A 23,279-nucleotide genomic window follows, 5' to 3' on the forward strand; every position below is an offset into this window, starting at 1 on the left:
GACAAAATCGTTCGCACAACGGACGCCTTTTGGAGGGTGCGCCGATGCCTTACTACCGGCAAGTAGGCGAGATCCCGCACAAGCGGCACACCGCGTTCCGCAAGCCCGACGGCGGCCTCTACGCCGAAGAGCTGATGGGTGTCGAGGGCTTCTCCGCCGACTCCGCCCTGCTCTACCACCGCGGCCTGCCGACGGCGATCGTCGACGCGGTCGCCGTCGAAGAGGACCGCGGGTCGCTGACGCCGAACCACCCGCTCAAGCCGCGGGCCTTCAAGACCCAGGACCTCAAGTTCGGCGGCGAGGCCGACGCGGTGACCGACCGGCGGCGGCTGTTCGGCAACCACGACGTCACCATCGGGTTCGTCACCGCGACCGCGCCCAGCCCGCTCTACCGCAACGCGGCCGGCGACGAGCTGTTCTACGTCCAGGGCGGCTCCGCGACGGTCGAGACGATCTACGGCCGCCTCGAGGTCGGCGACGGCGACTACCTCGTCATCCCGACGTCGTGCACCTACCGCGTCGTGCCCCACGGCGAGGTCGGCCTCTTCATCCTGGAGGCGCGCGGGCACATCGGGCCGCCGAAGCGGTACCTGTCGGCGAAGGGGCAGTTCCTGGAGCACTCGCCGTACTGCGAGCGCGACGTCCGCGGGCCCACCGAGCCGCTGCTGGAAGACGGCGAGGACGTCGAGGTCCTCGTGCGGCACCGCGCGGGCCTGACGCGCTACACGTACGCGACGCACCCCTTCGACGTCGTCGGCTGGGACGGCTGCCTCTACCCGTGGGTGTTCAACATCGACGACTTCGAGCCGATCACCGGCCGCGTGCACCAGCCGCCGCCCGTGCACCAGACGTTCGAGGGCCCGAACTTCGTCGTCTGCTCCTTCTGCCCGCGGAAGGTCGACTACCACGAGGACTCGATCCCGGTGCCGTACAACCACGCGAACGTCGACTCCGACGAGCTGATGTTCTACGTGCGCGGCAACTACGAGGCCCGGAAGGGCTCGGGGATCGGGATCGGCTCGCTCTCGCTGCACCCGTCCGGCTTCACGCACGGCCCGCAGCCGGGCGCGGCGGAGGCGTCGATCGGCGCGGAGTTCTTCGACGAGACCGCGGTCATGGTCGACACCTTCGCGCCGCTGGAGCTCGGCGAAGCCGCCGACGCGTCCGAAGACCCCGGGTACGCGTGGACGTGGTCGCGCCGCGGCCCCTCGAGCTGAAGGAACGGGCCCTTCCCCGCGCGGGGAAGGGCCCGTCCGCCACGGATCAGGCGTCGTACCAGCCGTAGTTGGTGATCGTGCCGTGGCCGTAGCAGTTGCCGCCGAAGAGCCAGTAGCCCGGGCCCTGCGCCGGGCCGTAGACGTCGGCGCCGTCCGAGCAGTGCGTCCAGGCGCCGCTGCGGCCGTAGTCGATCCGCACGTTGGCGTTCCAGTCGTCGCTGTCGAGGTGGGTGGTCTCCCAGCTCTGGACGTGGCCGGTGACCGCGCCCGGCCCGGCGAGGACCGAGTGCACCCCCTTGGGGAGCTGGTCGGCCGAAGCCACGCCGGCCCCCGCCAGCCCCATCGCCACCACAGCGCCCGCGCCGAGCACCACGGCGCCGGCCCGCTTCACCGTCTCGATGTTCACGAATCCTCCAGTGTGTTCCCCCGTCGCCGGACCGGTCGATCCGGCACCTTCCGGTCTAGTGCGCCGAGGATGTTCTGTCCGGCGCGGTGGACAGCGAACGACAAAATCCGAACAATGGGAGGTGCCAAGGGGGGTGGCACAATGCCGCGTGGGGAACGGCCCATCGATACAGACGTAGAAGTGTTGTCACAGTTCGCCGCGGATTTGCGGCTATTGCGGGAGAAGGCGGGGAGTCCCCCTTATCGGGAACTCGGGAAACGGGCGCATTACTCGGCCGGCACATTGTCCGACGCGGCGAGCGGCCGGAAACTGCCGACGCGGGCCGTCGCGCTGGCCTACGTCCGCGCCTGCGACGGACCCGTCTCCGCGTGGGACCAGCGGTGGCACCAGGCCGCGAAGCAGCTGCGCCGGTCCGTCGACGAGCCGCCGTACCGCGGCCTGGCCGCGTTCGGGCCCGGGGACACCGAGCGGTTCTTCGGCCGGGAGACCGTCGTCGAACTCCTGCTGACGCACCTCGCCACCGAACGCCTGGTGGTGCTGACGGGCCCGTCCGGCAGCGGGAAGACGTCCGTGCTGCGGGCGGTCCAGGAGCGCCTCGACCACGTGGTGGTCGTCGACCCGCTGGAAGACGTCCTGGCCCTGCCGGCCGGCGAGCGGGTCGTGGTCGGCCTGCGCGACGACTTCCTCGACGCGCTGAGCCGGCACCCGGACCTGGCCGCGGCCCCGCGGGTCACCTTGGACCCGTTGACCGCCGAGCAGGTGCGGGCCGCGCTGGGCAGACCCGCGTCGGACGCCGGACGAGCGCTGGAGCACGCGCTGCTCGCGACGCTCACGGCCGAGGTCGTCCGGCAGCCCGGCGCGCTGCCGTTCGCCACGGAGGCGTTGCGCCGCACCTGGCGGGCCGGCGGCCTGACGCTCGCCGGGTACGACGCCACCGGCGGCATCCCCGCCGTGCTGGCCGGCACCGCCGAGGCGGTCTACGGACGGCTCGCCGCGGCGGAGCAAGCCATGGCCAGGGACCTTTTCCTGCGTCTGGTCACCTTCGGCGAGCACACCGCGGACACCCGGCGGCGGCTGCCCCGCGACGAGCTGGACGCGCCGGCCGTGGCGGAGCGGTTCGTCCGGGCGCGGCTGATCACGGCCGACCGGACTGGGCTGGAGCTCGCGCACGACGGGCTGATCGACGGCTGGCCGCGGCTGCGCGGCTGGTTGACGGAGGACCGGGCGGCGCTGGGCGTCCACCGCCGGCTCACCGAAGCGACCCGGCTGTGGGAGGCGGCGAAGCTCGAACCGGCCGCGCTGTACCGGGGCGTCCGGCTGACCGAGGCGGTGAACTGGGCCCAGCGGCCGGACGCCCGGCCGAACGCGCGGGAACGCCGGTTCCTGGACGCCGGTTCGCGGCAACGGGAGAGCGAACTGATCGCGAGCCGGCGGACGGCGGTCCGGCGACGGCGGCTTTCCGCGACCACCGCCGTTTCCGCGGTGGTCGCCGCCGCTTCCGCGGTAACGGCAGTTCTGCAGCACCACCGCGGCCGGCGGTCGAGGATTTCGACGAAAAAACAATTGCGCCGGTGAAACAAATTCTCTGACGGTATTTAAGCCGTCACGCCCGCCTCCGCGGGCAACGGTTCGGCAACGCGCCCCCGGCCACCCCGCTCCCCCCGGATAATGGACGGACAGGCGGAGCGGGGAGGGTTCGATGATCAATTCCCAACCAACGCGGCGAAGGAGAAAGATCCTCCCGTTCGTGGCCGCGGTCGTGGTCGCGGCCGGGCTGATCATCGGGATCCGGGCCTGGACCAGCGGCTCGAGCGACGACGCGGACGCGCCGAAGTGCACGGGCGCGGACGCCGTCGCGCTCAACGTCACGTCTTCCCCGGAGAAGGCGGGAATCGTCCAGGAGGCCGCGAAGGCCTACTCCGGGCGGACCGTCGCCGGGCACTGCGTCGACGTGATCGTGAAGTCGAAGTCGTCCGGCGTCGCGATGCAAGCGCTGGCCAACGGCTGGAACGAGGCCGCCGACGGACCGCGCCCGGACGTCTGGACGCCGGCCGCGAGCGGCTGGGTCAACCTGCTGCGCGTCAACGCGAAGGGCGACTCGGCGTCGATCGTGCCGGACGGCGACCCGCAGTCGATCGCGAACTCGCCGCTGACCGTCGCGATGCCGAAGCCGATGGCCGAGGCGCTGGGCTGGCCCGCCAAGCCGATCGGCTGGAAGGACCTCGCCACGCTCGCGACGGACCCGGCGGGCTGGGCGAAGTACGGCCACCCGGAGTGGGGGAAGTTCCGGCTGGGCAAGACGAACCCGAACATCTCCACGGCAGGCCTGAACGCCACGATCGGCGCGTACTACGCGGCCACCGGGACGTCGTCCGACCTCACCGCGGCCGCGCTCGAGAAGCCCGACGCCAAGCAGTTCGTCTCGAACATCGAGCAGGCGATCGTGCACTACGGCGACAACACGCTGACGTTCCTGACGAACCTGCAGAAGGCCGACGACCGCGGCGCCGCGCTGTCGTACATCTCGGCGGTCACCGTCGAGGAGAACTCGCTCATCGGCTACAACCTGGGCAACCCGACCAACGACCCGGCGAAGGTCGGCCAGCACGCGCCGCCGAAGGTGCCGCTGGTCGCGATCTACCCGGCGGACGGCACGCTCAACTCCGACCACCCGTTCGTCACGCTGAACTGGGCCGACCAGACCCGCAAGCAGATCGCCGCCGACTTCCTCGGCTACCTGCGCGTCCCCGAGACGCAGCAGAAGTTCGCCGCGCTGGGCTTCCGCTCGTTCGACGGCAAGCCCGGTCCGCAGGCGACCGTCCAGAACGGCGTCCAGCCGGACGCGAAGATCAGCTTCCTGCAGCCGCCGTCGCCCACGGTGCTCTCGAAGCTGCTGACGACGTGGACCGAGCTGCGCAAGAAGGCGAACGTGCTGCTGGTGGTGGACGTCTCGGGCTCGATGGGCGACGAGGTCAAGGGCACCGGCAAGAGCAAGATCGACCTCGCCAAGCAGGCCGCGATCGACGCACTCGGCCAGTTCGTGCCGCGCGACCAGGTCGGGCTCTGGCAGTTCTCCACCCACCTCGACGGCGACAAGGACTACCAGGAGCTCGTCCCGGTCCAGGCGCTCGGCAACAGCGGCAAGGAGACGCTCGCCACGCGGCTGAGCGGGCTGACGCCGCAGGCGGGCACAGGGCTCTACGACTCGTCGCAGGCCGCGTACGAGTACATGAAGGCGCACCTCGACCCGGCGGCGATCAACGCGGTCGTGGTGCTGACCGACGGCCGCAACGAGGACTCCGGCGGCGTCGACCTCGACCACCTGCTGCCGCAGCTGCGGCCCGAGGGCAACGCGGAGACGGTCCGGCTGTTCACCATCGCCTACGGCTCGGACGCCGACCAGGGCGTGCTGAAGCAGATCGCGGAGGCGACCGAAGGATCGGAGTACGATTCGTCCAAACCGGACTCGATCAACCAGGTGTTCACTTCCGTGATTTCGAATTTCTGACATGAAGTTCGCCCGTGAGCTCGCCGAACCGTGGGGGCTGCTGCTGGCCGCCACGTCGGCCGGGGTGGCGTGGGCCGTCCAGCTGCCGGTGCTCGTCGCCCTGCTGATCGGGGTGGCGGTGCTGACCGCTCGCGCGGGCGTGGCCTCGTTGGGGCGCGAGCCGAAACCGGAGCGGCGGGAAGCGCGGGTGCTCGACGTCGCCGCGGGGTCCGACGAGGAGAACTGGCTGCGCCGGGCCGAGGGCGCGGCGGACGGGTTCACGTCGCTGAGCTCATCCCTCGACGCCGGCCCGCTCGCCGACCGCGTCGCCGACATGGAGCCGGTGGTCCAGGAGACCCTGGAGACGCTGCGGCGCTTGGCCGGCCGCGCGTCGGCGACCGGGAAGGCTCTTTCGCGGGTCGACCTAAACGCCGTGACGCGGGAACGGCGCCGGCTCGAGCAGTCGCTGTCCTCGGCACGCGAGGAGGTCCGGGATGACCTCGAGCAGGCGCTGACGGCGGTCCAAGCCCAGCAGGACGTCCACGCGCGGCTGTCCGGGGCGCGCGACAAGCTGCTGGCCCAGCTGCAGTCGGGCGCGTTGGGGCTGGACAGCCTGGTCGCGCGGGTCGCGGAGCTGACGGCGGCGACGACGGACGTCGCGGTGGACACCGGCGCGGTGCGCGAGCTGAGCGACCAGCTGGAAGGAATCCGGCAGGGCGTGCTGGAGACCGAGCAGGCGACGCGGAAGTCGCTGGGTTAGACCGCCACGGGCGTCCGGTCGCGACGCGGCAGCAGCACCGGCGTCACCAACACGAGCGCCCCGGCGACGCCGATCGCGACGCGCGGACCGGTCAAGCTCGCGAGCACGCCCCAGAGCGCGGTCAGGGTGGCGATCGACGCCTTGGTGCTGACCGACCACGCCGAGAGCGTGCTCGCGACGCGGTCCGCCGGGAGCTGCTCGAGCCGGTAGGTCGCGAGGACGGGGTTGAACACGCTGCAGCTCACGATGATGCCCAGCTCGACGACCATGACGAACGCGAGGCCGCCGGTGCCGCCCGGCACGAAGGCCAGCGCGAGCAGCCAGCAGGCGCGGACCGCGCCCGACGTCACCAGGACGGGGTGCCGCCCGAACCGCCGGACGAGCCGCGGGGTCAGCCGCGAGCCGGCGAGCCCGCCGAGGCACGGCACGGCGAAGGCGAGCCCGTACTGCCAGGGAGTGAACCCGAGCTGGTTCAGCATCAGCACGGCGAGCGGCGGTTCGGTGCACATGATCAGGCCGTTGAACAGCAGGACGTTGAAGTACAGCGGCCGCAGGCCGGGGTGCCTCAGGATCGTGCGCCACCCGTCGGCGAGGTCGCGCGCCCGCAGCCGGCTCGTGCGGCGCGGGCGCGGTTCGTCCCCGCCGATCGCCCGGATCCCGAGTGCGGAGAGCAGGAAGCTGACGGCGTTGGCGGCCACCGACGTCACCGGGCCGAAGAGGGCGAAGGCGGCCCCGCCGAGCGGCGGCCCGAGCGCGGTGGCGGTCCAGTTGGTCGACTCGAACCGGCCGTTGGCGACCAGGAGGTCTTCGGGCGGCACGAGCCCTTTGAGGAAGGCGCCGCTGGCCGAGGTGAAGGTGATGTCGGCCGCGGCGACGACGACCGAGACGGCGAGGAGCTGCGCGAAGGTGAGCGCGCCGAGGGCGTAGAGGGCGGGCACGCTGACGAGCGCCCCGAACCGCACGAGGTCCATGGCGACCATGACCGGCCGTTTCCGCCGCCGGTCGACCCACGGCCCGAGCGGCACGGCCACGAGCGCCCCGACGGCGGGCCCGACGGCGGCGAGCGCGGAGACGGCCGCGGGTCCGGAGTGGAGCACGAGGATGGCCAGCATCGGGAAGGCCCCGAAGCCGAGCCAGGTGCCGAACGCGCTCACCGCGTAGGCCGACCAGAGCCACCTGAACCGCGGCCCCAGCGACCGCCCGCGCATCACCGTGAGATCAAAGCGAGGATCGCCGGCAGGAGCAACCAGCCGCGCGGCAAGCCGTTGCCCCGCAACGGTTATCCACAGCCGTCGCCGGATGTGGACAACTTCGCTCGCGGGGGCGCATTCCCGGCTTTCCGTCGCACCCCGCCGATAGACTGGAGCCGGGGACGCCCCCTGGGAGCGGCCGGGGATGTCTTTGCCCGGCGGGGAGTGGTCTTGCGCCCGCGCCGCGAACTGCTGCGGGCCGAGGTGCGAGCGCTCGTGTCGGCGGCCGGGCTGGGCTCAGCCCAGCCAGACCGTTCCCAGCACCGGGTAGCCCGGCACGCCCGTCTTCGCCGCGCCTGGCTTGGGGACGCCCGCGATCCACAGCCGGCCCGTCGCCGCGATGTTCGCCGCCATCGAGGGGTCCGCCTTGGGGAGGCGGAAGCCGACCACCGTGCCGTCGGCCAGCATCGTCAGGCCGCTCAGCCTCGCCGCGCCGCCGCGGCGGGTCATCCGGACCGGACCGTCCAGCACCGCCCTCAGCTCGGTCCAGTGCTCGGCCGGGAGCGGGCGGCCGTGGGTGAACGAGCGCAGCACGACCGCCAACGCGCTCAGCAGCGCACCCGCCGCGAACGGCCAGGCGACCCACCCCACGGCCGGGACGTCGAACCGGACCCACAGCGCGAACCCGGCCAGGACCAGCAGGAACGCGGCCGTCGCACGCAGTTCGCGGGCGATCTGGCGGCGGTGTGCGGTCAGCACCGGATCGAGCCGCGGCGAGCCGGACCAGGCCGGCGCGAGCACGGGCACGGCACCCGCCGGCGGCCCGTCGTGGATCCGGGCGCGGCGGACCCGCACCACCCCGGAGAAGCCGACGAACACCTTCGGCCCCCGGCCCAGCAGCCACACCCGGCGGTGGCCGGCCAGCAGCAGCCGGTAGGCCTCGTCGAGCCGGACGCGCAGCCACCGGCCGTCCGGCAGGCGCACGCCGACCACCCGCCCGGCCGCGACGAGCCCGTCGGCGGCGATGTCCACCTGCCGGAACGCTTCCCGCTTCAGCCGCGTCTCCGGCACCCTGGCGTACGCGCGGCAGAACCACCACGCCTCGACCGACCCGGCCAGTGCGAGCGTGCCGACCGGCAGGGCCACCCCCGCGCCGGTGAAGAACTGGGCGACCCCGAAGGCCAGGAACAACCAAGTCAGCAACCGACGGTCGCCGGCGCTCCGGCCGATCCGGTCGAGGTACTCGCCGAAGATCGGCAGCGCGCCGGACGGCATGGCGGGGTCGAGCTCGAACGCGGGCACACGTTCGGGTACCGGGACGATCTGCACGCTGGCCCCCACGTGTCGGCGCTGTCACCGGCCTTTTCGGGAATTTGCACATCGGCGTTACCGGATGCCCCGTTCAGCGGAGCGGCCACGTGACCCGAACCGCAATCGAGCGACTACCCAGACCGTCGGATTCAGGTTAGGCTCACCTAAGTAGGAGGTGAGCCGTGACCGAGGCCCCGACATCCATCCGCCGCCCGCCGGCGCCGAACCCCGCCGAGCGCGCCAAGACGATCGCGACCCGCAACGGGCCCGCGTCGCTCCTGCCGACCTGCGAACGCGCCGGTCTGGACGGCGAGCGCGTCGTCCCGGTCCTGCACCACGTGCACCACAGCGGCAGCGTCAGCGTGCTGCTGCCGGACGACCACCCGATGGTCACCGCGGCCAAGCAGACCCAGCGCGGCGAGCTGGCCGTGATGGTCGAGCTCGCCGACCAGGCGCCGGTCGACCTGCGCGAGCCGATCCGCGGGCTGCTGTGGATCACCGGCTGGCTGCGGCCGCTCTCGCCGGTGTCGGCCCGCGCGCGGGCGGTCGCGATCGCCGAATCGCGGCCGGACGAGCGCCTGCTCGACGTCGGCCACGGCGTGACGCTGCTGCGGCTCACCCCGGCGTCGCTCGTGCTCGCCGACGCCGAAGGCACGCACTCGCTGCGCCCGCACATGTTCAGCGCAGCGCCGCCGGACCCGTTCCACGACTACGAGGCCCAGTGGCTGCGGCACCTGGAAAGCGACCACTCCGACGTCGTCGGCCAGCTGGCCAAGCACCTGCCGGCGGAGCTGCGCGGCGGCCGGATCCGCCCGCTCGGGCTCGACCGGTTCGGGCTGCGGCTGCGCGTCGAGTCGGACGCGGGCGACCACGACGTCCGGCTGGCGTTCTCGAAGTCCGTCGACAGCCCGCCGCAGCTCGCGATGGAGCTGCGGCGGCTGGTCGGCTGCCCGTTCCTGCGCGGCGGCGCGTCAGGCTAGCTCGGCGGGGAAGCCGCCCTTGGCGATCGGGCCCCAGCTCTCGATCGTCACGCGGATGATGCTCTTGCCCTGCTTGACCATGGCTTCGCGGTATTCGTCCCAGTCCGGGTGTTCGCCGGAAATGGCGCGGAAGTACTCCACGAGCGGCTCGACCGAGTCCGGGATGTCCAGCACCTCGGCGGTGCCGTTCACCTGGACCCACTGGTCGTTCCACTCGTCGGACAGGATGCAGGCCGAGACCTTCGGGTTGCGCTTGACGTTCACGACCTTGGCGCGCTTCGGGTAGGTCGAGATGACCAGCCTGCCCTCGGCGTCGACGCCGCAGGTGACCGGCGAGAGCTGCGGGCTCCCGTCGGCCTTCGTGGCCATCAGGATCGCGCGGTGGCGGGTGGACAGGAACTCGACCAGCGCGGCGCGGTCGACGGTTTCGTTGGTGGCGATGCTCCTCGGCATATCCCGACGGTAGCGTGCGCACATGACGTTCACCGCGCGATCGTGGCTGGCCCCGGCCCGTCCCGAGTTCCCCGGCGCGATCGAGGACCCGGTCGAACGCCGGGCGATCAAGGTCGAGCTGCTGATCGTCTTCGGCATCACGCTCGGCCTGTCCGGCGTGCGCAGCCTGCTGTCCCTTGTGGACTCGCTGCTGCAGCCGACACCCTTGGCCCAGCAGCAGGTCCAGCTCAACGTCCCGCAGGCCGCGGCGAGCCTGATCGACCTGCTCAAGCAGCTGCTCTCGGCCGCCCAGCTGGTCGGGTGGGGCGCGCTCGGGCTGTACTTCCTGTGGCGCGCGGGCATCAAGATGGCCCAGGTCGGGCTGGATCGCCGGTCCCCGAGGCGCGACACGCTGCTGACGCTCGGGCTGGCCACGGTGATCGGGGTCCCCGGCCTGGCGCTGTACTTCATCTCCTACCACCTGGGCTTCAGCCTGGCGGTGCAACCGTCCACTTTGGGCGACACGTGGTGGCGGCCGATCACGCTGACGCTCTCGGCGTTCGGCAACGCGTTCGCCGAAGAGGTCCTGGTCATCGGGTACCTGCTGACCCGGCTGCGCCAGCTCGGCGTCCGGGAGAACACCGCGGTGTTCGGCGCCGCCGTGCTGCGCGGGTCCTACCACCTGTACCAGGGGTTCGGCGGGTTCGTCGGCAACTTCATCATGGGCCTGGTGTTCGGGCGGATGTGGCAGAAGACGAACCGGCTGTGGCCGCTCGTCGCCGCGCACACGCTGTTCGACTTCGTGTCGTTCGTCGGGTATTCGCTGCTCAAAGGTCACGTTTCCTGGTTGCCCTGAGTACGCTCGCTGGGTGATCGACGAAACGACACCTCCCCGGGTGGACAGCGAAGTCGGACCCCTGCGCGCGGTGCTGCTGCACCGGCCCGGCAACGAGCTCAAAAGGCTGACGCCCCGCAACAACGACCAGCTCCTGTTCGACTCGATCCCGTGGGTCGACCGGGCCCAGGCCGAGCACGACGCGTTCGCCGAGGTGCTGCGCAGCCGCGGCGTCGAGGTGCTGCTGCTGGCCGACGCCCTGCGGACGGCGCTGGACGACGACCGCGCCCACGCTGCCGGCGTGCACGCGGCGGTCGACGACCGGCGCCTCGGCGGCGACCTCGCCGACTCGCTGCGGTCGCACCTCTCCGGCGTCGACGCGGCCGGGCTCGCCGAGGTGCTGATGGCCGGGATGACGTTCGAGGAGCTGCCGTCCGCGGAGGGCGCGTCGCTGGTGCGGATGATGAACCACCCGCACGACTTCGCCGTCGACCCGCTGCCGAACCTGCTGTTCACGCGCGACTCGTCGGCGTGGATCGCCGACCGGGTGGCGATCTCGTCGCTGACCATGCCGGCGCGTCGCCGCGAGACCGCGGTGCTGGACCTGATCTACGCCTACCACCCGTACTTCCGGCACGCGGCCCGCGCGTACGGCGCCCATTCGGCGCCGATCGAGGGCGGCGACGTGATGCTGCTGGCGCCGGGCGTGCTCGCCATCGGCGTCGGCGAGCGGACGACGGCGGCGGGCGCGGAGTCGCTCGCGCGGTCGGTGTTCGCCGACGGCATCGCGCACACCGTGCTGGCGGTGCCGATCGAGCAGTCCCGCGCGACGATGCACCTGGACACGGTGTGCACGATGGTCGACGCCGACGCGGTGGTGATGTACCCGCTCGCGCGCGACTCGCTGACGGCGTTCACCATCCGGCCGACCGGCGATGGCGGCGTCAAGGTCGCCGGCCCCACGCCGTTCCTGGTGGCCGCGGCCGAGGCGATGGAGATCGACCGGTTGCGCGTCATCGACACCGGCCTCGACCCGGTGACGGCCGAGCGCGAGCAGTGGGACGACGGCAACAACACGCTCGCCCTGGCGCCGGGCGTGGTCGTGGGCTACGAGCGGAACGTCGAGACGAACGAGCGTCTCGAGGCGGCCGGCATCGAGGTGCTGCCGATCGCGGGCTCCGAGCTGGGCTCCGGCCGGGGCGGCCCGCGGTGCATGTCGTGCCCGATCCGCCGGGAACCGTTGACGTAAACGAAGTAAGCCTTCCCTAAATGAATGCGACAATTTAGGGAAGGCTTACTTAAATAAGGTTCGTCTTCTTTAGGAATGGTAACCCTAATAGGGTCGGGATCACCACCCCCGAGTGGTCTTTGCGCCAATCTTGATCTATTCTGTTCTGCATGGCCCTCACCAAGAAGAAAGAACCGCGCTCGAAGTTCTTCGAACTGCTGCAGGCGCAGATCCACAACGAGTTCAACGCGTCCCAGCAGTACATCGCGCTCGCGGTGTGGTTCGACGCCGAGGACCTGCCGCAGCTGGCGAAGCACTTCTACAAGCAGTCCGTCGAAGAGCGCAACCACGCGATGGCGCTCGTGCAGTACATGCTCGACCGCGACCACCACGTCGAGATCCCCGGCACGGGCGAAGTGCGCAACGACTTCTCCGGCGTCACCGAAGTCATCGAGCTCGCGCTCGAGCAGGAGAAGGAAGTCGCGGCCGACATCTCCGCGATGGCCAAGGCCGCGCGCGCCGAAGAGGACTACATCAGCGAGCAGTTCACGCAGTGGTTCCTCAAGGAGCAGGTCGAAGAGATCTCGCAGATGAACACCCTGCTGAACGTCGTCAAGCGCGCGAACGGCAACCTGTTCGAGGTCGAAAACCACCTGTACCGCGAGTCCGTCGGCGACGGCGGCCGCGACTCCGGGATGCCGCCGGTGGCCGGCGGGGCGCTGTAACACTTCGAAAAACCGGAAACCCGGGCTCTCCCCCTGTGGACAGCCCGGGTTTCCGCATGCGGCCGGCGTGTCAGCCGGCGCAGTCCTGGTTGACGCTCGCGAGGCTGGTCTGCACGACCCCGGAGTCGCCGAGCCGGAAGTGGTAATCGGCGGCGGAGGTGGCCGGCGCCACGACGCCACCCGTTTCGGCCTTCGCCGCGGGGTAGGCCGCGAGCACCTGGTCCTTGGTCGAGCCGACGCCGATGCCCTCGGCGGTGTGCGCCGCCTGCGCCGGGGTGACGACCGTGAGCCCGAGCGCCTTCGAGACCACGACGGTCGCGGCCGCGGGCACGCCGCTGCCCTGCGCGGTGTAGACGGTGCAGCTGCCGCCGGCCTGCGCGTCGCTGAGCGTGACGCCCTGCGCGGCGATCTGGGTCTCGGACATGCCGAGCTTGATCGTGCCGAAGCCGTCCGCGCCGAGCAGCGGCCCGCTGAGCACTGGCGGCAGCTTGGACGGCGACTGGGCCGACGGCGGCCGCGAAGCCTTCGACGTCGGCGAGGTGTGCGGCACCGAGACCTGGATGTCCTGGGTGCTGGTCGGCGGCGGGACCGAGGGGTCGGGCTGCCGGCCGGCCGTGAGGTTCTCGGGCGGTTTGACGCTGATGGAAGAGCCGTCGGCGGACATCACCGCGGTGCCGTCCTCGCTGTGGAGGCGCAGCACGGTGAGCCCGCCGGACACGGCCACGACGGCGGCGGCGACCCCGGTCACGGCCAGTACGCCCTGGCGGCGGCGCCGACGGCGCCGCGCACCGGCGACGATGGTCGTGCCGGCGTCCGGTGGCGGCGGCAAGTCCAGCCGCTCGTCGGCGAACAGCGCGCGCAGGCGCTGCTCCAGCTCGTCCTCGGAGATGTTCAACCCGCGTCACTCCCTTCGCCTTGGATGTCGGCCGCGGTGAGTTTCATCCGCAGCGACGCGATCGCCTTGCTGGCCTGGCTCTTGACGGTGCCCTGCGTGACGCCGAGGGCGCCGGCGATCTCCGCTTCGGACAGACCCTCGTAGTAACGCAGGACCATGACGGCCCGTTGTCTCGGCGGCAGCGTTCGTAGCGCACGCCACAGCGGCTCGTGCTCGAACGGGTCGTCCGGCACGTGTGGGCTGGTGTCCGGCAGGTCGGCCACGAGGTTCTCGCGACGCGTCCGGCGCCACCGGCTGACGTGCGCGTTCGCCATCGACCGGCGCACGTAGGCCAGCGGGTCGCCGGTCTTCTCGTGCACGTAGGTCCAGCGTGCGCCCATCTTTTCGAGCACGGTCTGGACCAGGTCCGCGGCGTCGTGCGGGTTGCCGGTGAGGGCGTGGCCGTACCGCAGCAGGCCCGGCAGGGTGGCCTGCACGAAGTCGCCGAAGTCGGTCAACTCACCCGGCAACGTCGCGGCCCTCCCTCGGCCTGCGCTGGTCACCCAGGTATCTCCCCCGGTGAAGACGGGTGCCGCAGCGGTCACCGTATCGCCTCCCATCGGGCTTGAGCCGCTTTCCTCCCCAACACGCATCACAGCCCCCTCAGGTTGCCCGCGTTCCCGCCCGATTTCCGAGACGTGCGGGCGGGTGATGAGTTGCCCACCTCAGCGGCGAGCGAGCGCGGCCGGCAGCCGGAAGCCACCATCCGCGGTTTCGGTGAACGAGTGCACCCCGACGACGGCGGAGTGCGGGATCGGACCGTAAACGTGCGGGAACCAGACACCGGCGGGATGCGGCGGTTCGCCGTCTTCCCACCGGACGGGCGCGCCGACCTCGTCCGGGTCGATCTCGAGCAGCACCAGATCGGTGCGGCCCCGGTAGAGCGCGTTGGCGGGCAGGTGCGCGGTGCCGAAGTCGGAGCAGTGCACGAACCCGACATCCCCCAGTGACGGCGGCCGGTATTCGCCGCCTTCAGTCACTTCGGCCCAGTCGGCCGCCCCACAGATGTGAAGTATCACGCGCAGAATCGTCCCACCGCGGCGTTCCGGTGGCGGTGTCTCGTGCGCCACATAAGGCCTGGTTGAACGCTCATCGAGCTGGGTTCCGGTCACCGGGACGGACTGAGGGTCCGGCGCTTTCCGACGTGGTTCGTTCGGCCGGTTCCGGGGCCGATCGATGGGGCGGCTTCCAGCGGTGGCCGCCGCTAGGGCGCGAAAGGCAATTGCCACCTCGTAGCCGCCCGCCGCGATGCAGCCAGCGCCGCGAGACCGCCGCCGAGTGTGGGCTCGGCGGCGGTCGTCGTTCAGGGTTTGATCAGCGCAGGGTGAGCTGGCGGCCGATGAGGCCGTCGCGGGCTCGGCGTTCCGCGGCGTTCAGCGGCTCCGCGTCGAGGGACTTCAGGGCCGTCTCGAGGCGGGTGCCGAGGGCTTCCTTCGCGTCCGCCCACTCGCGGGCGTGGGCCTCGGGGTCGAGGTCCCAGACCGGGACCAGGAGGCCGTGCGCGCGGAACGAGCCCGCGTAGCGCGAGCCCTCGCCGAGGCCGAGCTCGCCGGCCGCGGACAGGCGGGCCAGGGCCTGGAGCAGCAGGTTCTCCGGCTCCGGGCGGACCCAGCGCAGGTGCGCCTTCTCGCCCGCGAGGACCCAGTAGGCGCCCGAGCCGAGCCGCTCGGTCGGCATGATCGCCGCGTTCGCGCGCTCGAGGGAGACCGCGACGTCGCCCGTGGCGTCCGCGTCCTCCGGGAGCCACCAGGCGAAGTCCTTGTGCAGCGTGACGTCGAGGTCGGCGCCCGGGGTCAGCAGGTCCTGGAGGCGGGCGTGCTCGTCGGCGGACGGCGGGGTCGTCGTGTCCGGCACGCCGAGGACGTCGCCCTCCTTGGCGTCCAGCAGCCACTTCAGCGAGCGGCCGAGGTCGCGGCTGATGTCGGACGAGCGCGTCTGCACCTGCAGGCCGAGGTAGCGCTCGCCGTCGGAGCGGACGAACGCGGCCGCCGCCATCGGCAGCACCGTGCCGAGGGTGACGTCGCCGCCGTCGGCGAGGGTGAGCTTGGCCGTCGCGGACGGCACGAACTCGCGCAGCGCGATCAGCTCGGGCTCCGCCACCAGCCCTTCGAACGGCTGGCCGACGAAGACGTCGCGCACCTTCGGCTTGCGGTCCGACGCCTGCTTGGGACCCTTCTTGCGCGCGCCCTTGCCCACTGCTGCCTCCTCTGGCTCGGCCTGTGACGCTATCGAAGGGTTACCCTCGCGACGTGTTCGACCCCCGCGATCCCGCGTTCCTGGAAGACCCGTACCCGGCGTTCGCCGCCCTGCGCGAAAAGGGCGACGTCCATTTTCACGAGGAGCTCGGCCTGGCCGTCGCGGTGTCGCACGCCGCGGCGTCGGCGGTGCTGCGTCACCGCGGGCTGGGCCGGATCTGGCAGGACGCGCAGCCGCTCGAACGGTTCGCGTCGTTCAACCTGCTGCACCGCAACTCGCTGCTGGAGAACGAGCCGCCGGCGCACACGCGGCTCCGGCGGCTGATCGCGGGCGCGTTCGGCCGCGGCCACGTTCAGCGGTTGCGTCCCATGGTCGCGACACTCGCCACCCGAATGGTCGACGACCTGGCGGCCGCGATCGCCGCCGACGGCAGCGCGGACCTCCTGGAGCACCTGGCCCAGCCGCTGCCGGTCGCGGTGATCGCCGAGCTGCTGGGCGTTCCGGGTACCGACGGGCCGCGGATGGTCGAGCTGTCGAACGCGATCGTGAAGATGTACGAGTACGGCCTGCCCGAGGAGGGACGCGACGCCGCCGAGCGGGCGGCCGCCGAGTTCGTCGCGTACGTCCGGTCGGTGGCAGCCGAGCGTGCTTCCGCGCCGGGGGACGACATCATCAGCGACCTCCTGCGCAGCGAGCTGACGCCGGACGAGCTGGTCGCGACCGCGGTGCTGCTGCTGATGGCGGGCCACGAGGCGACGGTCAACGTGCTCGGCAACGGCATCACGGCGCTGCTCACGCACCGGGACCAGTGGGAACGGCTGGTTGAGTCTCCCTCCTTGCTGGATTCGTGTGTGGAGGAGCTGATCCGGTTCGACGCGCCGCTGCAGCTGTTCGAGCGGACGGCGACCGAGGACGTGTCGATTTGCGGGTTCGAGGTTTCGCGTGGGCAGAAGATCGGCGCGCTGTTGGGGGCCGCCGCTCGGGATCCGGAGGTGTTCGACGAGCCGGACCGGTTCGATATCGGGCGGACGCCGAATGCGCACCTCGGGTTTGGGCTCGGGATTCACTACTGCGTGGGGGCTCCTCTCGCTCGGGTGGAGATTGCTGCGGCTTTGAGTGCGCTGGTGGAGAAGTTGCCGGGGCTGCGGTTGGCCGGGACTCCGCCGCGGCGGCCGGAGTTTGTGATTCGGGGGTTGCGGGAGCTTCGGGTCACCGTGTGAGTCGCGGTCCGCGGGACGCGGACGGCCCTGGTGCGGGTCATGGGGTTACTCCGGCGAAGAGGTCTTCTTCGAGGTTGGGGCCCAAGGTTGGGTGGGCGAGGTGGTAGTCCTCGTGGGGCCAGGTTTTGCGCTCGATTTCGCGTGAATGTGTGAAGAACGGGTGGGCTGGGTCCACCTGGGTTCGGTGGGCCAGGAGCGCCCGGTCGCGGGTGGCGAAGTACTGCTCGCAGCGGATCTTCGTCGTGACCGGGAACGGCGGGTCTGTGGGGAATTCCGCCAGTACCTCAGCCATCGCGGACTCCAGGCCGGCTGCCAGGGTCGCGTCGTGGAGGGCTTGGAACCAGGCTCGGCTCAACGCTGCCTGGTAGTACAGCTTCTGCGGTTGCCAAGGGGCGCCCGTGCCGGGGTAGCGGGTGGGGTCGGCCGCGGCTTTGAACGCTTCCAGCGTCACCTCGTGCGTGCGGATGTGGTCGGGGTGGGGGTAGCCGCCCGTTTCGTCGTACGTGATCACCACCTGGGGGCGGAACTCGCGGATCAACGCCACCAATGGCTCCGCTGCCACCGCGAGGGGCAGGGCGGCGAAGCAGCCGTCCGGCAACGGCGAACCGTCCTCGGGCAGGCCGGAGTCGGTCATGCCGAGGAAGCGCTGGCGGATGCCCAGGATCTCGGCGGCCGCCGCCATCTCGCGGCGGCGGATCGCCGGGAGGTCCGCTCGGTTTTCCGGGGTGTCCATCGCCGGGTTGAGGATGTCGCCGCGTTCGCCGCCCGTGCACGTCGCCACCAGGACGTCGACGCCTTCGGCCGCGTAGCGGGCCAGGGTTGCCGCGCCCTTGCTGGACTCGTCGTCCGGGTGGGCGTGGACGCTCAGGAGGCGGAAGGTCATCGGGGGCTCCTCATGGGGAAGAACGCGGCAGGGATCAGAGTGAGCGCAGACAGCGCCAATGACCACGTGAACGTCGTGGCGAACGCTGTGGGCGGTGCTGCGGCCGAACCGTGGAGGATCGCCGCCAGCAACGCCGTCCCCAGCGAGCCGCCCACTCGGTTGATCACGTTGAACGCGCTGGCAGCGCGGGGAATGCGGGAGCGCTCCAGCGAGCCGTACAACGTGGTCATGCCGGGTGCCGTCGCCGCGCCCAGGCCGGCTCCGCGGACCAGCAGCGACACCGTCAACAGGACTCCGCTCGGCGACGAGCCGAGCTGGGTGAACGCGATCGTGCCCAGCAGGGACAAGCCGATGCCGGCCAGCATCATCCGGCGCGGGCCGAAGCGGGCGAGGAGGCGGCCGCCCGCCAGGAGGACCGCGGCCGAGCCGATGGCCTGGGGCGCCAGCAGCAGCCCCGCCTCCCACGGGCTCGCGTGCGCCACCTGCTCGTAGTACAGCGGCAGCAGCAACATCGAGCTGTACAGCGACGCGCCCAGCAGGAACGTGCTGGCCGAGGCCACCCGGAGACCCCTGTCCCGGAACAACTTCAGGTCGAGCACCGGCGACGGCGCCCGGGACGCGTGGACGCCGTACGCCAGCAGTAGTACCGCACCCGCTACCCAAGCGATCGCCACATCCGAGGCCAGGCCGTAGACGAACGCCGCCAGACCAGGCGAAAGCAGCAAGATCCCGCGGAGGTCCAACGGCGCGCGCACCCCGGACGGCGAAAGGGCCGGAAGCACCGAACGCGCGACCACGAACGTCGCCACGCCCAGCGGGACCACCCCGAAGAACATCCAGCGCCAGCCGAAGTCCGCCACCAGGGCGCCGCCTAGCAGCGGGCCCAGGACCGGTGCCACCGTCGCCGGCAGCGTGATCACGCCGATCATCCGCCCCAGCGCGGGGCCCGCCGCCTGGGCGAACACCGCCTGGCCGACTGGCTGCATCAGCCCGCCGCCCAGGCCGTGCAACACCCGGAACGCGATCAATGCCGGCGCCGACCAGGCGAAGCCGCACAGAAGCGTGCCCGCCGTGAAGATCGCCACCGCCGTCAGCCACACCGCGCGGCCGCCGAAGCGGTCGGTCAGCCAGCCCGACAGCGGGATCGCCGCCGACGCCGCGAGCAGGTACGCGCTCGCCACCCACTGCACCGTCGTCACCGGGCTGCCCAGGTCACGGGCGATCGAGTCGATCCCGACGGTCACGATCGTCGCGTCGAGGATCGACAGCACCGCGCCCATGATCAGGACGCCGCCGAGGCGCCACAGCCCCGCGTCCGGACGAGCCGCTGCCAGAGTCACATCCACCCCCCAGATGATTAGGTCGAACCTCAGATTAGGTCCGACCCACTCACTGGGTCAAGCACAAAGTTGGGTCCGACCCAGTAGAGTGACGCCATGAGTGAGGGACTCCGGGCCCAGAAGAAGCACGAGACCAGGAAGAACATCTCGGACGTCGCGACGAAGCTGTTCATCCGCGAAGGCTTCGAGGACGTGACGATCGCGGAGATCGCCGCCGAAGCGCGGGTCGCCAAGATGACCGTGACCAACCACTTCCCGCGCAAGGAAGACCTGGTCTTCGACATCCGCGCGGACTTCACGTCCTGGCCCACGACGCTGATCCACGACAGCGTCTTCCACGACACCCGCGAGCTCTACTTCGAGGCCTTGGACGCCCAGCACGCCTTGGTCGGCTTCTCGGGACAGGGATTCGCCCGCATGATCCGGCAGAGCCCGATCCTCACGAACGCGCTGCACGAGCTCCACCGCGAGCGCGAAGCGAGCCTGACGGAACTGCTGACCGGGCGGCACCCGGACGACGGCCTCAAGCCGCGGCTCGCCGCCGCGCACCTCGCGACGGTCCTGCGGGTGCTCTTCGAAGAGGTCTTCGACCGGATCCTCGGCGACCAGCCGAAGGACCAGATCGTCGACACGCTGTGGCCAGCCGCGGAAGCGGCCTTCGACCAGCTCGAACCGGTGCTGGGCGGGTACTAGCGCGCCGCGCCGGAGGGGCGCGTGGTGCGTAGCTCGGGCTCCGGCGCGTCCATCACCTTCAGCACGCGCATCGAGCGCACGGCCCGCGCGTCCGACGGCGCCAGCAGGGCCGAGAACCGCCGCACGACCAGGGCGGTCATCACGGCGAGCAGGGCCGCGGCCAGGTCGGTCAGCGCGACCAGCACGACGCTGTCGGCCATGGACTGCACGTCGTCGCGGAAGCGCCAGGCGATCGTCACGCCCAGCAGGACCCAGTTCAGCAGCCAGGCGCCCCACCACCCGAGCACCTGCCGCGACGGCTTCGGCCGGACGTCGCGCGGGCGGCTCAGCACCGCGTGCTCCAGCTCGCCGGCGATCGACAGCGCCATCGGCAGGTTCGCCACCGGCACGAGGATGCCGACCAGCACCTGCCACACCGGCCGCGGCGGGTCGTCGCCCGAGACCTCCGCGGCCGCGCGGCGGGCGACCAGCAGCCACCAGAGCGACAGCCCGGCGGGCAGCAGCGCGAGGATCGAGGCCAGCAGGCCCGCGGTGAGCACGAACCCGTCGGAGAACGCCACCACCGAGCGGTTCAGCGCGGACTCGCGGCCCTCGACGAGCAGGACGTACCGCCAGACCTCCGCGCCGGCGGCGACCACGGCCAGGACGGCGAACGCGAACAGGACGCCGACCAGGCTGCGGCTGAGCACCGGCAGCCGGTCGATCGGGCGGACCTCGTCCGACGCCGTGCCGGGCACCGACGTCGGGCGGCGCCAGACCAGGTTCGGGAAGCCCCAGCGCGGCGGCACCGGGTACGACGGCGGCCCCAGGTACCGCTCGGGCGGCGTGACGCGGCGGCGCGGCCAGGCGCCCGGCGGCGGGGTCGCCACCCAGCGCAGCTTCGGCCGGTACGTCGGCCGGCGGTGGTACGGGTACGGCTCCGGCTGGGCGGCCAGCGTCCGGCCCTGCAGCTGCTGCGCAGTAGGCGGCGGCACCTGGCGCGGCCAGTACCCAGGCGGAGGCGGCTGCAAGGCTAGATCACTTCGGGGTCGATGCCGGGGTGCTCGCCGACCATCGGCCGGCCTTCGCGCTGCCACGCGCCCATGCCGCCGGCGACGTTCACCGCGTCCCAGCCGCTCTGGTTGAGCCACGCGGCCGCCCGCGCGGACCGGCCGCCGCTGCGGCAGATCACGTGGATCGGCTGGTCGTCGGGCAGGTCGGCCAGCTCGCCGACGCGGGCGGGCAGCTCCCCCATCGGGATGTGCACGGCGCCGGGCGCGTGCCCGGCGGCCCACTCGTCGTCTTCGCGGACGTCGAGCAGCACGAGGCCGTCCTTGGGCAGGTCGCGGACCTCGGCGGTCGGCAGTTCAGCAGGGCTCACCACGATCTCCATGCTGCCATGCGGGGGCGTTGCCCGCGCGTGAGGTCAACGCCCCCGCACAGCGGTCAGTGCGAGACGGCCTTCTCGGCACCCGCGCCGGTCAGCGCGCGCACCTCCATCTCGGCGTACTTCTTCGGGTTCCGTTCCTTCGACAGGACCGTGCCGAGCCAGCCGAGCAGGAACGCGGCCGGGATCGAGACCAGGCCCGGGTTGTCGAGCGGGAACCAGTGGAAGTCGACGCCCTGGATCATCGACGCGCTCTTGCCCGTCTTGGCGTCCACCGGCTTGCCCGAAACCGCGGGCGAAAACACGATCAGCACGATCGTCACGACCAGGCCGCCGTAGATCGACCACAGCGCGCCTTGGGTGTTGAACCGCTTCCAGAACAGCGAGTACAGGATCGTCGGCAGGTTCGCCGACGCCGCCACCGCGAACGCCAGCGCCACGAGGAACGCGACGTTCTGGCTCTTCGCCAGGATGCCGCCCGCGATCGCCACCGCGCCGATCACCAGCGCGGTGATCCGGGCGACGCGGACCTCGCCGCCGGTCGTGATCTTCCCCTTCTTGATCACGTTCGCGTAGACGTCGTGCGCGAAGGACGCCGACGCCGTGATCGTCAGGCCGGCGACCACCGCGAGGATCGTGGCGAACGCGACCGCGGAGATGAACCCGAGCAGCACCGGGCCGCCCAGCTCCAAAGCCAGCAGCGGCGCCGCCGAGTTCGTCGTGCCCGGCGCCTTGGAGATCTTGTCCGGCCCGACGATCGCGCCCGCGCCGTAGCCGAGCACCAGCGTGAACAGGTAGAACACGCCGATCAGCACAATCGCCCAGACCACCGAGCGACGCGCGTCACGCGCGGTCGGCACCGTGTAGAAGCGCATCAGGACGTGCGGGAGACCGGCCGTGCCGAGGACCAGCGCGATGCCGAGCGACAGGAAGTCGAGCTTCGTCGTGCCCGTCTTGCCGTACTGCTTGCCCGGGTCGAGCAGCGCCGCACCGCCCTTGCCGCCCTTGTCGACGGCGGCCTGGAACAGGTCGGACAGGTTGAAGCCGTACTTGCCGAGCACCCACAGCGTCATCGCGAACGCGCCGACGATCAGCAGCGCGGCCTTGATGATCTGCACCCAGGTGGTGCCCTTCATCCCGCCGATGAGGACGTACAGGATCATGATCACGCCGACGACGGCGATCACGATGTCCTGCCCCGCCTCGCCGGAGATGCCGAGCAGCAGGTTGACCAGGCCGCCGGCGCCCGCCATCTGCGCGAGCAGGTAGAAGAACGACACGGCCAGCGTCGAAACCGCCGCGGCCGCGCGCACCGGCGTCTGCTTCATGCGGAACGCCAGCACGTCGCCCATCGTGAACTTGCCGGTGTTGCGCAGCAGTTCCGCGACCAGCAACAACGCCACGAGCCACGCGACCAGGAAGCCGATCGAATAGAGGAACCCGTCGTAGCCGTTGATGGCGATCGCGCCGGCGATGCCGAGGAACGACGCCGCGGAAAGGTAGTCGCCGGAAATCGCGATGCCGTTCTGCGGGCCGGTGAACGCGCGCCCGGCGGCGTAGTAGTCCGACGCCGTCTTCGTGTTCCGGCTGGCCCGGAACACGATCACCAGCGTGATCGCGACGAAGACGAGGAAGATGATGATGTTGAGGGTGGAGTTGCTTCCCTCCACACCCGCGGCGAGCGTCATTCGACCGGCTCCCTTTCGATCCGGGCACGGATTTCGTCGGCCACCGGATCCAGCTTCCGGTTGGCGTAGCGCACGTAAAGGCCCGTGATGACGAACGTCGAAACGAACTGCAGCAGGCCGAAGACCAAGCCGACGGTGATGTTGCCGAAGAGCTTGGTGCTCATGAACCCGTGCGCGTAGTCGGCGAGGAGCACGTACAGCAGGTACCAGACCAGGAACAGCGCGGTCATCGGGAACACGAAGACCCGCAATCTGCGCCGCAGGTCCGTGAATTCGGGACTCCCCTGGATGCTCTCCCAGTCGGTCTGCGGCTCCGCGCCACCGACGTCGTGTTCGGTGCTGCTCACAGCGGATCTCCACCTTCCCGTTTTTTCGTACTGGTCGTACT

General features: G+C 71.2%; 24 protein-coding genes. 10 read left to right on the top strand and 14 right to left on the bottom strand.

The window, feature by feature from the left end; genetic code table 11:
- Window positions 1-44: 44 nt before the first annotated feature.
- Entirely contained in the window at window positions 45-1,217 is a 1,173-nt protein-coding gene (locus tag ACIRSS_RS32910) for a homogentisate 1,2-dioxygenase (protein ID WP_400901632.1), read from the top strand.
- Between the two features lie 46 nt (window positions 1,218-1,263).
- Here the strand turns inward: ACIRSS_RS32910 and ACIRSS_RS32915 are convergent, their stop codons facing one another.
- On the bottom strand, window positions 1,264-1,623 hold the full coding sequence (locus ACIRSS_RS32915) for a hypothetical protein (RefSeq protein WP_400901634.1): 360 nt from the start codon (window positions 1,621-1,623) through the stop codon (window positions 1,264-1,266).
- A gap of 282 nt (window positions 1,624-1,905) precedes the next feature.
- On the opposite strand from ACIRSS_RS32915, the gene ACIRSS_RS32920 reads away from it, so the two are divergent.
- The 3 genes from ACIRSS_RS32920 (at window position 1,906) to ACIRSS_RS32930 (ending at window position 5,870) form a co-directional block, all read left to right on the top strand.
- Window positions 1,906-3,198 (top strand): AAA family ATPase, encoded by a 1,293-nt coding sequence (locus ACIRSS_RS32920; protein ID WP_400901636.1) that lies wholly within the window; start codon window positions 1,906-1,908, stop codon window positions 3,196-3,198.
- Window positions 3,199-3,322: 124 nt separating this feature from the next.
- The gene (locus ACIRSS_RS32925) at window positions 3,323-5,131 is read left to right on the top strand and encodes a substrate-binding and VWA domain-containing protein (protein ID WP_400901638.1); all 1,809 of its coding nucleotides are present in this window, start codon (window positions 3,323-3,325) and stop codon (window positions 5,129-5,131) included.
- A 1-nt stretch (window position 5,132) separates the two neighbouring features.
- A complete protein-coding gene (locus ACIRSS_RS32930) occupies window positions 5,133-5,870 on the top strand; it encodes a hypothetical protein (protein ID WP_400901640.1) in 738 nt (245 codons plus the stop codon).
- Here ACIRSS_RS32930 and ACIRSS_RS32935 read toward each other — a convergent pair.
- Window positions 5,867-7,081: an MFS transporter gene (locus ACIRSS_RS32935; RefSeq protein ID WP_400901642.1), complete on the bottom strand. Its 1,215-nt coding sequence runs from the start codon at window positions 7,079-7,081 to the stop codon at window positions 5,867-5,869. The two genes, ACIRSS_RS32930 and ACIRSS_RS32935, sit on opposite strands and share 4 nt — an antisense overlap.
- Before the next feature lie 276 nt (window positions 7,082-7,357).
- Entirely contained in the window at window positions 7,358-8,389 is a 1,032-nt protein-coding gene (locus ACIRSS_RS32940) for a hypothetical protein (protein WP_400901644.1), read from the bottom strand.
- Window positions 8,390-8,553: 164 nt separating this feature from the next.
- Here ACIRSS_RS32940 and ACIRSS_RS32945 point away from each other — a divergent pair, with 164 nt between their 5' ends.
- Entirely contained in the window at window positions 8,554-9,351 is a 798-nt protein-coding gene (locus tag ACIRSS_RS32945) for a DUF2470 domain-containing protein (protein WP_400901646.1), read from the top strand.
- On the opposite strand, the gene ACIRSS_RS32950 is transcribed toward ACIRSS_RS32945, so the two are convergent.
- A complete protein-coding gene (locus tag ACIRSS_RS32950) occupies window positions 9,343-9,804 on the bottom strand; it encodes a PPOX class F420-dependent oxidoreductase (RefSeq protein WP_400901648.1) in 462 nt (153 codons plus the stop codon). The two genes, ACIRSS_RS32945 and ACIRSS_RS32950, sit on opposite strands and share 9 nt — an antisense overlap.
- 22 nt (window positions 9,805-9,826) lie before the next feature.
- Here ACIRSS_RS32950 and ACIRSS_RS32955 point away from each other — a divergent pair, with 22 nt between their 5' ends.
- The 3 genes from ACIRSS_RS32955 to ACIRSS_RS32965 all read left to right on the top strand — a co-directional run bounded on the left by ACIRSS_RS32955 (window position 9,827) and on the right by ACIRSS_RS32965 (window position 12,571).
- Window positions 9,827-10,639, top strand: a complete 813-nt coding sequence (locus ACIRSS_RS32955) for a CPBP family intramembrane glutamic endopeptidase (RefSeq protein ID WP_400901650.1) — start codon at window positions 9,827-9,829, stop codon at window positions 10,637-10,639.
- A 40-nt stretch (window positions 10,640-10,679) separates the two neighbouring features.
- Complete coding sequence (locus ACIRSS_RS32960; RefSeq protein WP_400901965.1) at window positions 10,680-11,867, top strand: arginine deiminase; 1,188 nt, start codon at window positions 10,680-10,682, stop codon at window positions 11,865-11,867.
- Window positions 11,868-12,016: 149 nt separating this feature from the next.
- Window positions 12,017-12,571 (top strand): ferritin, encoded by a 555-nt coding sequence (locus ACIRSS_RS32965; protein WP_400901652.1) that lies wholly within the window; start codon window positions 12,017-12,019, stop codon window positions 12,569-12,571.
- A 70-nt stretch (window positions 12,572-12,641) separates the two neighbouring features.
- Here ACIRSS_RS32965 and ACIRSS_RS32970 read toward each other — a convergent pair whose 3' ends face one another.
- The 4 genes from ACIRSS_RS32970 to ACIRSS_RS32985 form a co-directional block, all read right to left on the bottom strand.
- Window positions 12,642-13,466, bottom strand: coding sequence for a hypothetical protein (locus ACIRSS_RS32970; protein ID WP_400901654.1), 825 nt, complete (start codon window positions 13,464-13,466; stop codon window positions 12,642-12,644).
- On the bottom strand, window positions 13,463-13,975 hold the full coding sequence (locus ACIRSS_RS32975; protein ID WP_400901967.1) for a SigE family RNA polymerase sigma factor: 513 nt from the start codon (window positions 13,973-13,975) through the stop codon (window positions 13,463-13,465). The genes ACIRSS_RS32970 and ACIRSS_RS32975 overlap by 4 nt, the downstream gene beginning before the upstream one ends.
- Before the next feature lie 195 nt (window positions 13,976-14,170).
- A complete protein-coding gene (locus ACIRSS_RS32980) occupies window positions 14,171-14,524 on the bottom strand; it encodes a DUF952 domain-containing protein (RefSeq protein WP_400901968.1) in 354 nt (117 codons plus the stop codon).
- Between the two features lie 295 nt (window positions 14,525-14,819).
- Window positions 14,820-15,701 carry a DUF5926 family protein gene (locus ACIRSS_RS32985; RefSeq protein WP_400901656.1) on the bottom strand — a complete coding sequence of 294 codons (882 nt, stop codon included), beginning with the start codon at window positions 15,699-15,701 and terminating at the stop codon, window positions 14,820-14,822.
- Between the two features lie 53 nt (window positions 15,702-15,754).
- On the opposite strand from ACIRSS_RS32985, the gene ACIRSS_RS32990 reads away from it, so the two are divergent.
- Window positions 15,755-16,921: a cytochrome P450 gene (locus ACIRSS_RS32990; protein WP_400901658.1), complete on the top strand. Its 1,167-nt coding sequence runs from the start codon at window positions 15,755-15,757 to the stop codon at window positions 16,919-16,921.
- Between the two features lie 37 nt (window positions 16,922-16,958).
- On the opposite strand, the gene mca is transcribed toward ACIRSS_RS32990, so the two are convergent.
- Together mca and ACIRSS_RS33000 are read right to left on the bottom strand one after the other, a co-directional pair.
- Window positions 16,959-17,804, bottom strand: a complete 846-nt coding sequence (gene mca / locus ACIRSS_RS32995; protein ID WP_400901660.1) for a mycothiol conjugate amidase Mca — start codon at window positions 17,802-17,804, stop codon at window positions 16,959-16,961.
- Complete coding sequence (locus ACIRSS_RS33000; RefSeq protein WP_400901662.1) at window positions 17,801-19,150, bottom strand: DHA2 family efflux MFS transporter permease subunit; 1,350 nt, start codon at window positions 19,148-19,150, stop codon at window positions 17,801-17,803. The genes mca and ACIRSS_RS33000 overlap by 4 nt, the downstream gene beginning before the upstream one ends.
- 90 nt (window positions 19,151-19,240) lie before the next feature.
- Between ACIRSS_RS33000 and ACIRSS_RS33005 the strand changes: the two genes are divergently transcribed.
- On the top strand, window positions 19,241-19,837 hold the full coding sequence (locus ACIRSS_RS33005) for a TetR/AcrR family transcriptional regulator (protein ID WP_400901664.1): 597 nt from the start codon (window positions 19,241-19,243) through the stop codon (window positions 19,835-19,837).
- Here ACIRSS_RS33005 and ACIRSS_RS33010 read toward each other — a convergent pair.
- The 4 genes from ACIRSS_RS33010 to ACIRSS_RS33025 are packed head-to-tail and all read right to left on the bottom strand — an operon-like array spanning window position 19,834 to window position 23,238.
- Entirely contained in the window at window positions 19,834-20,811 is a 978-nt protein-coding gene (locus ACIRSS_RS33010) for a DUF4328 domain-containing protein (protein ID WP_400901666.1), read from the bottom strand. The two genes, ACIRSS_RS33005 and ACIRSS_RS33010, sit on opposite strands and share 4 nt — an antisense overlap.
- A 38-nt stretch (window positions 20,812-20,849) precedes the next feature.
- Window positions 20,850-21,209 (bottom strand): rhodanese-like domain-containing protein, encoded by a 360-nt coding sequence (locus tag ACIRSS_RS33015; protein WP_372667677.1) that lies wholly within the window; start codon window positions 21,207-21,209, stop codon window positions 20,850-20,852.
- Window positions 21,210-21,262: 53 nt separating this feature from the next.
- A complete protein-coding gene (locus ACIRSS_RS33020; RefSeq protein WP_400901669.1) occupies window positions 21,263-22,891 on the bottom strand; it encodes a cation acetate symporter in 1,629 nt (542 codons plus the stop codon).
- The gene (locus tag ACIRSS_RS33025; RefSeq protein WP_400901671.1) at window positions 22,888-23,238 is read right to left on the bottom strand and encodes a DUF485 domain-containing protein; all 351 of its coding nucleotides are present in this window, start codon (window positions 23,236-23,238) and stop codon (window positions 22,888-22,890) included. Before ACIRSS_RS33025 ends, ACIRSS_RS33020 begins: the two co-directional genes overlap by 4 nt.
- Window positions 23,239-23,279 lie beyond the last annotated feature (41 nt).

The organism is Amycolatopsis sp. NPDC101161 (genome assembly GCF_044768185.1).
GTDB lineage: Bacteria > Actinomycetota > Actinomycetes > Mycobacteriales > Pseudonocardiaceae > Amycolatopsis.

Coding starts and splice junctions, on each gene's coding strand:
- ACIRSS_RS32955 (WP_400901650.1), top strand. CDS start 9,827: ATGACGTTCACCGCGCGATCGTGGCTGGCCCCGGCCCGTCCCGAGTTC.
- ACIRSS_RS33020 (WP_400901669.1), bottom strand. CDS start 22,891: ATGACGCTCGCCGCGGGTGTGGAGGGAAGCAACTCCACCCTCAACATC.
- ACIRSS_RS32950 (WP_400901648.1), bottom strand. CDS start 9,804: ATGCCGAGGAGCATCGCCACCAACGAAACCGTCGACCGCGCCGCGCTG.
- ACIRSS_RS33005 (WP_400901664.1), top strand. CDS start 19,241: ATGAGTGAGGGACTCCGGGCCCAGAAGAAGCACGAGACCAGGAAGAAC.
- ACIRSS_RS32930 (WP_400901640.1), top strand. CDS start 5,133: ATGAAGTTCGCCCGTGAGCTCGCCGAACCGTGGGGGCTGCTGCTGGCC.
- ACIRSS_RS32925 (WP_400901638.1), top strand. CDS start 3,323: ATGATCAATTCCCAACCAACGCGGCGAAGGAGAAAGATCCTCCCGTTC.
- mca (WP_400901660.1), bottom strand. CDS start 17,804: ATGACCTTCCGCCTCCTGAGCGTCCACGCCCACCCGGACGACGAGTCC.
- ACIRSS_RS32910 (WP_400901632.1), top strand. CDS start 45: ATGCCTTACTACCGGCAAGTAGGCGAGATCCCGCACAAGCGGCACACC.
- ACIRSS_RS32965 (WP_400901652.1), top strand. CDS start 12,017: ATGGCCCTCACCAAGAAGAAAGAACCGCGCTCGAAGTTCTTCGAACTG.
- ACIRSS_RS33015 (WP_372667677.1), bottom strand. CDS start 21,209: ATGGAGATCGTGGTGAGCCCTGCTGAACTGCCGACCGCCGAGGTCCGC.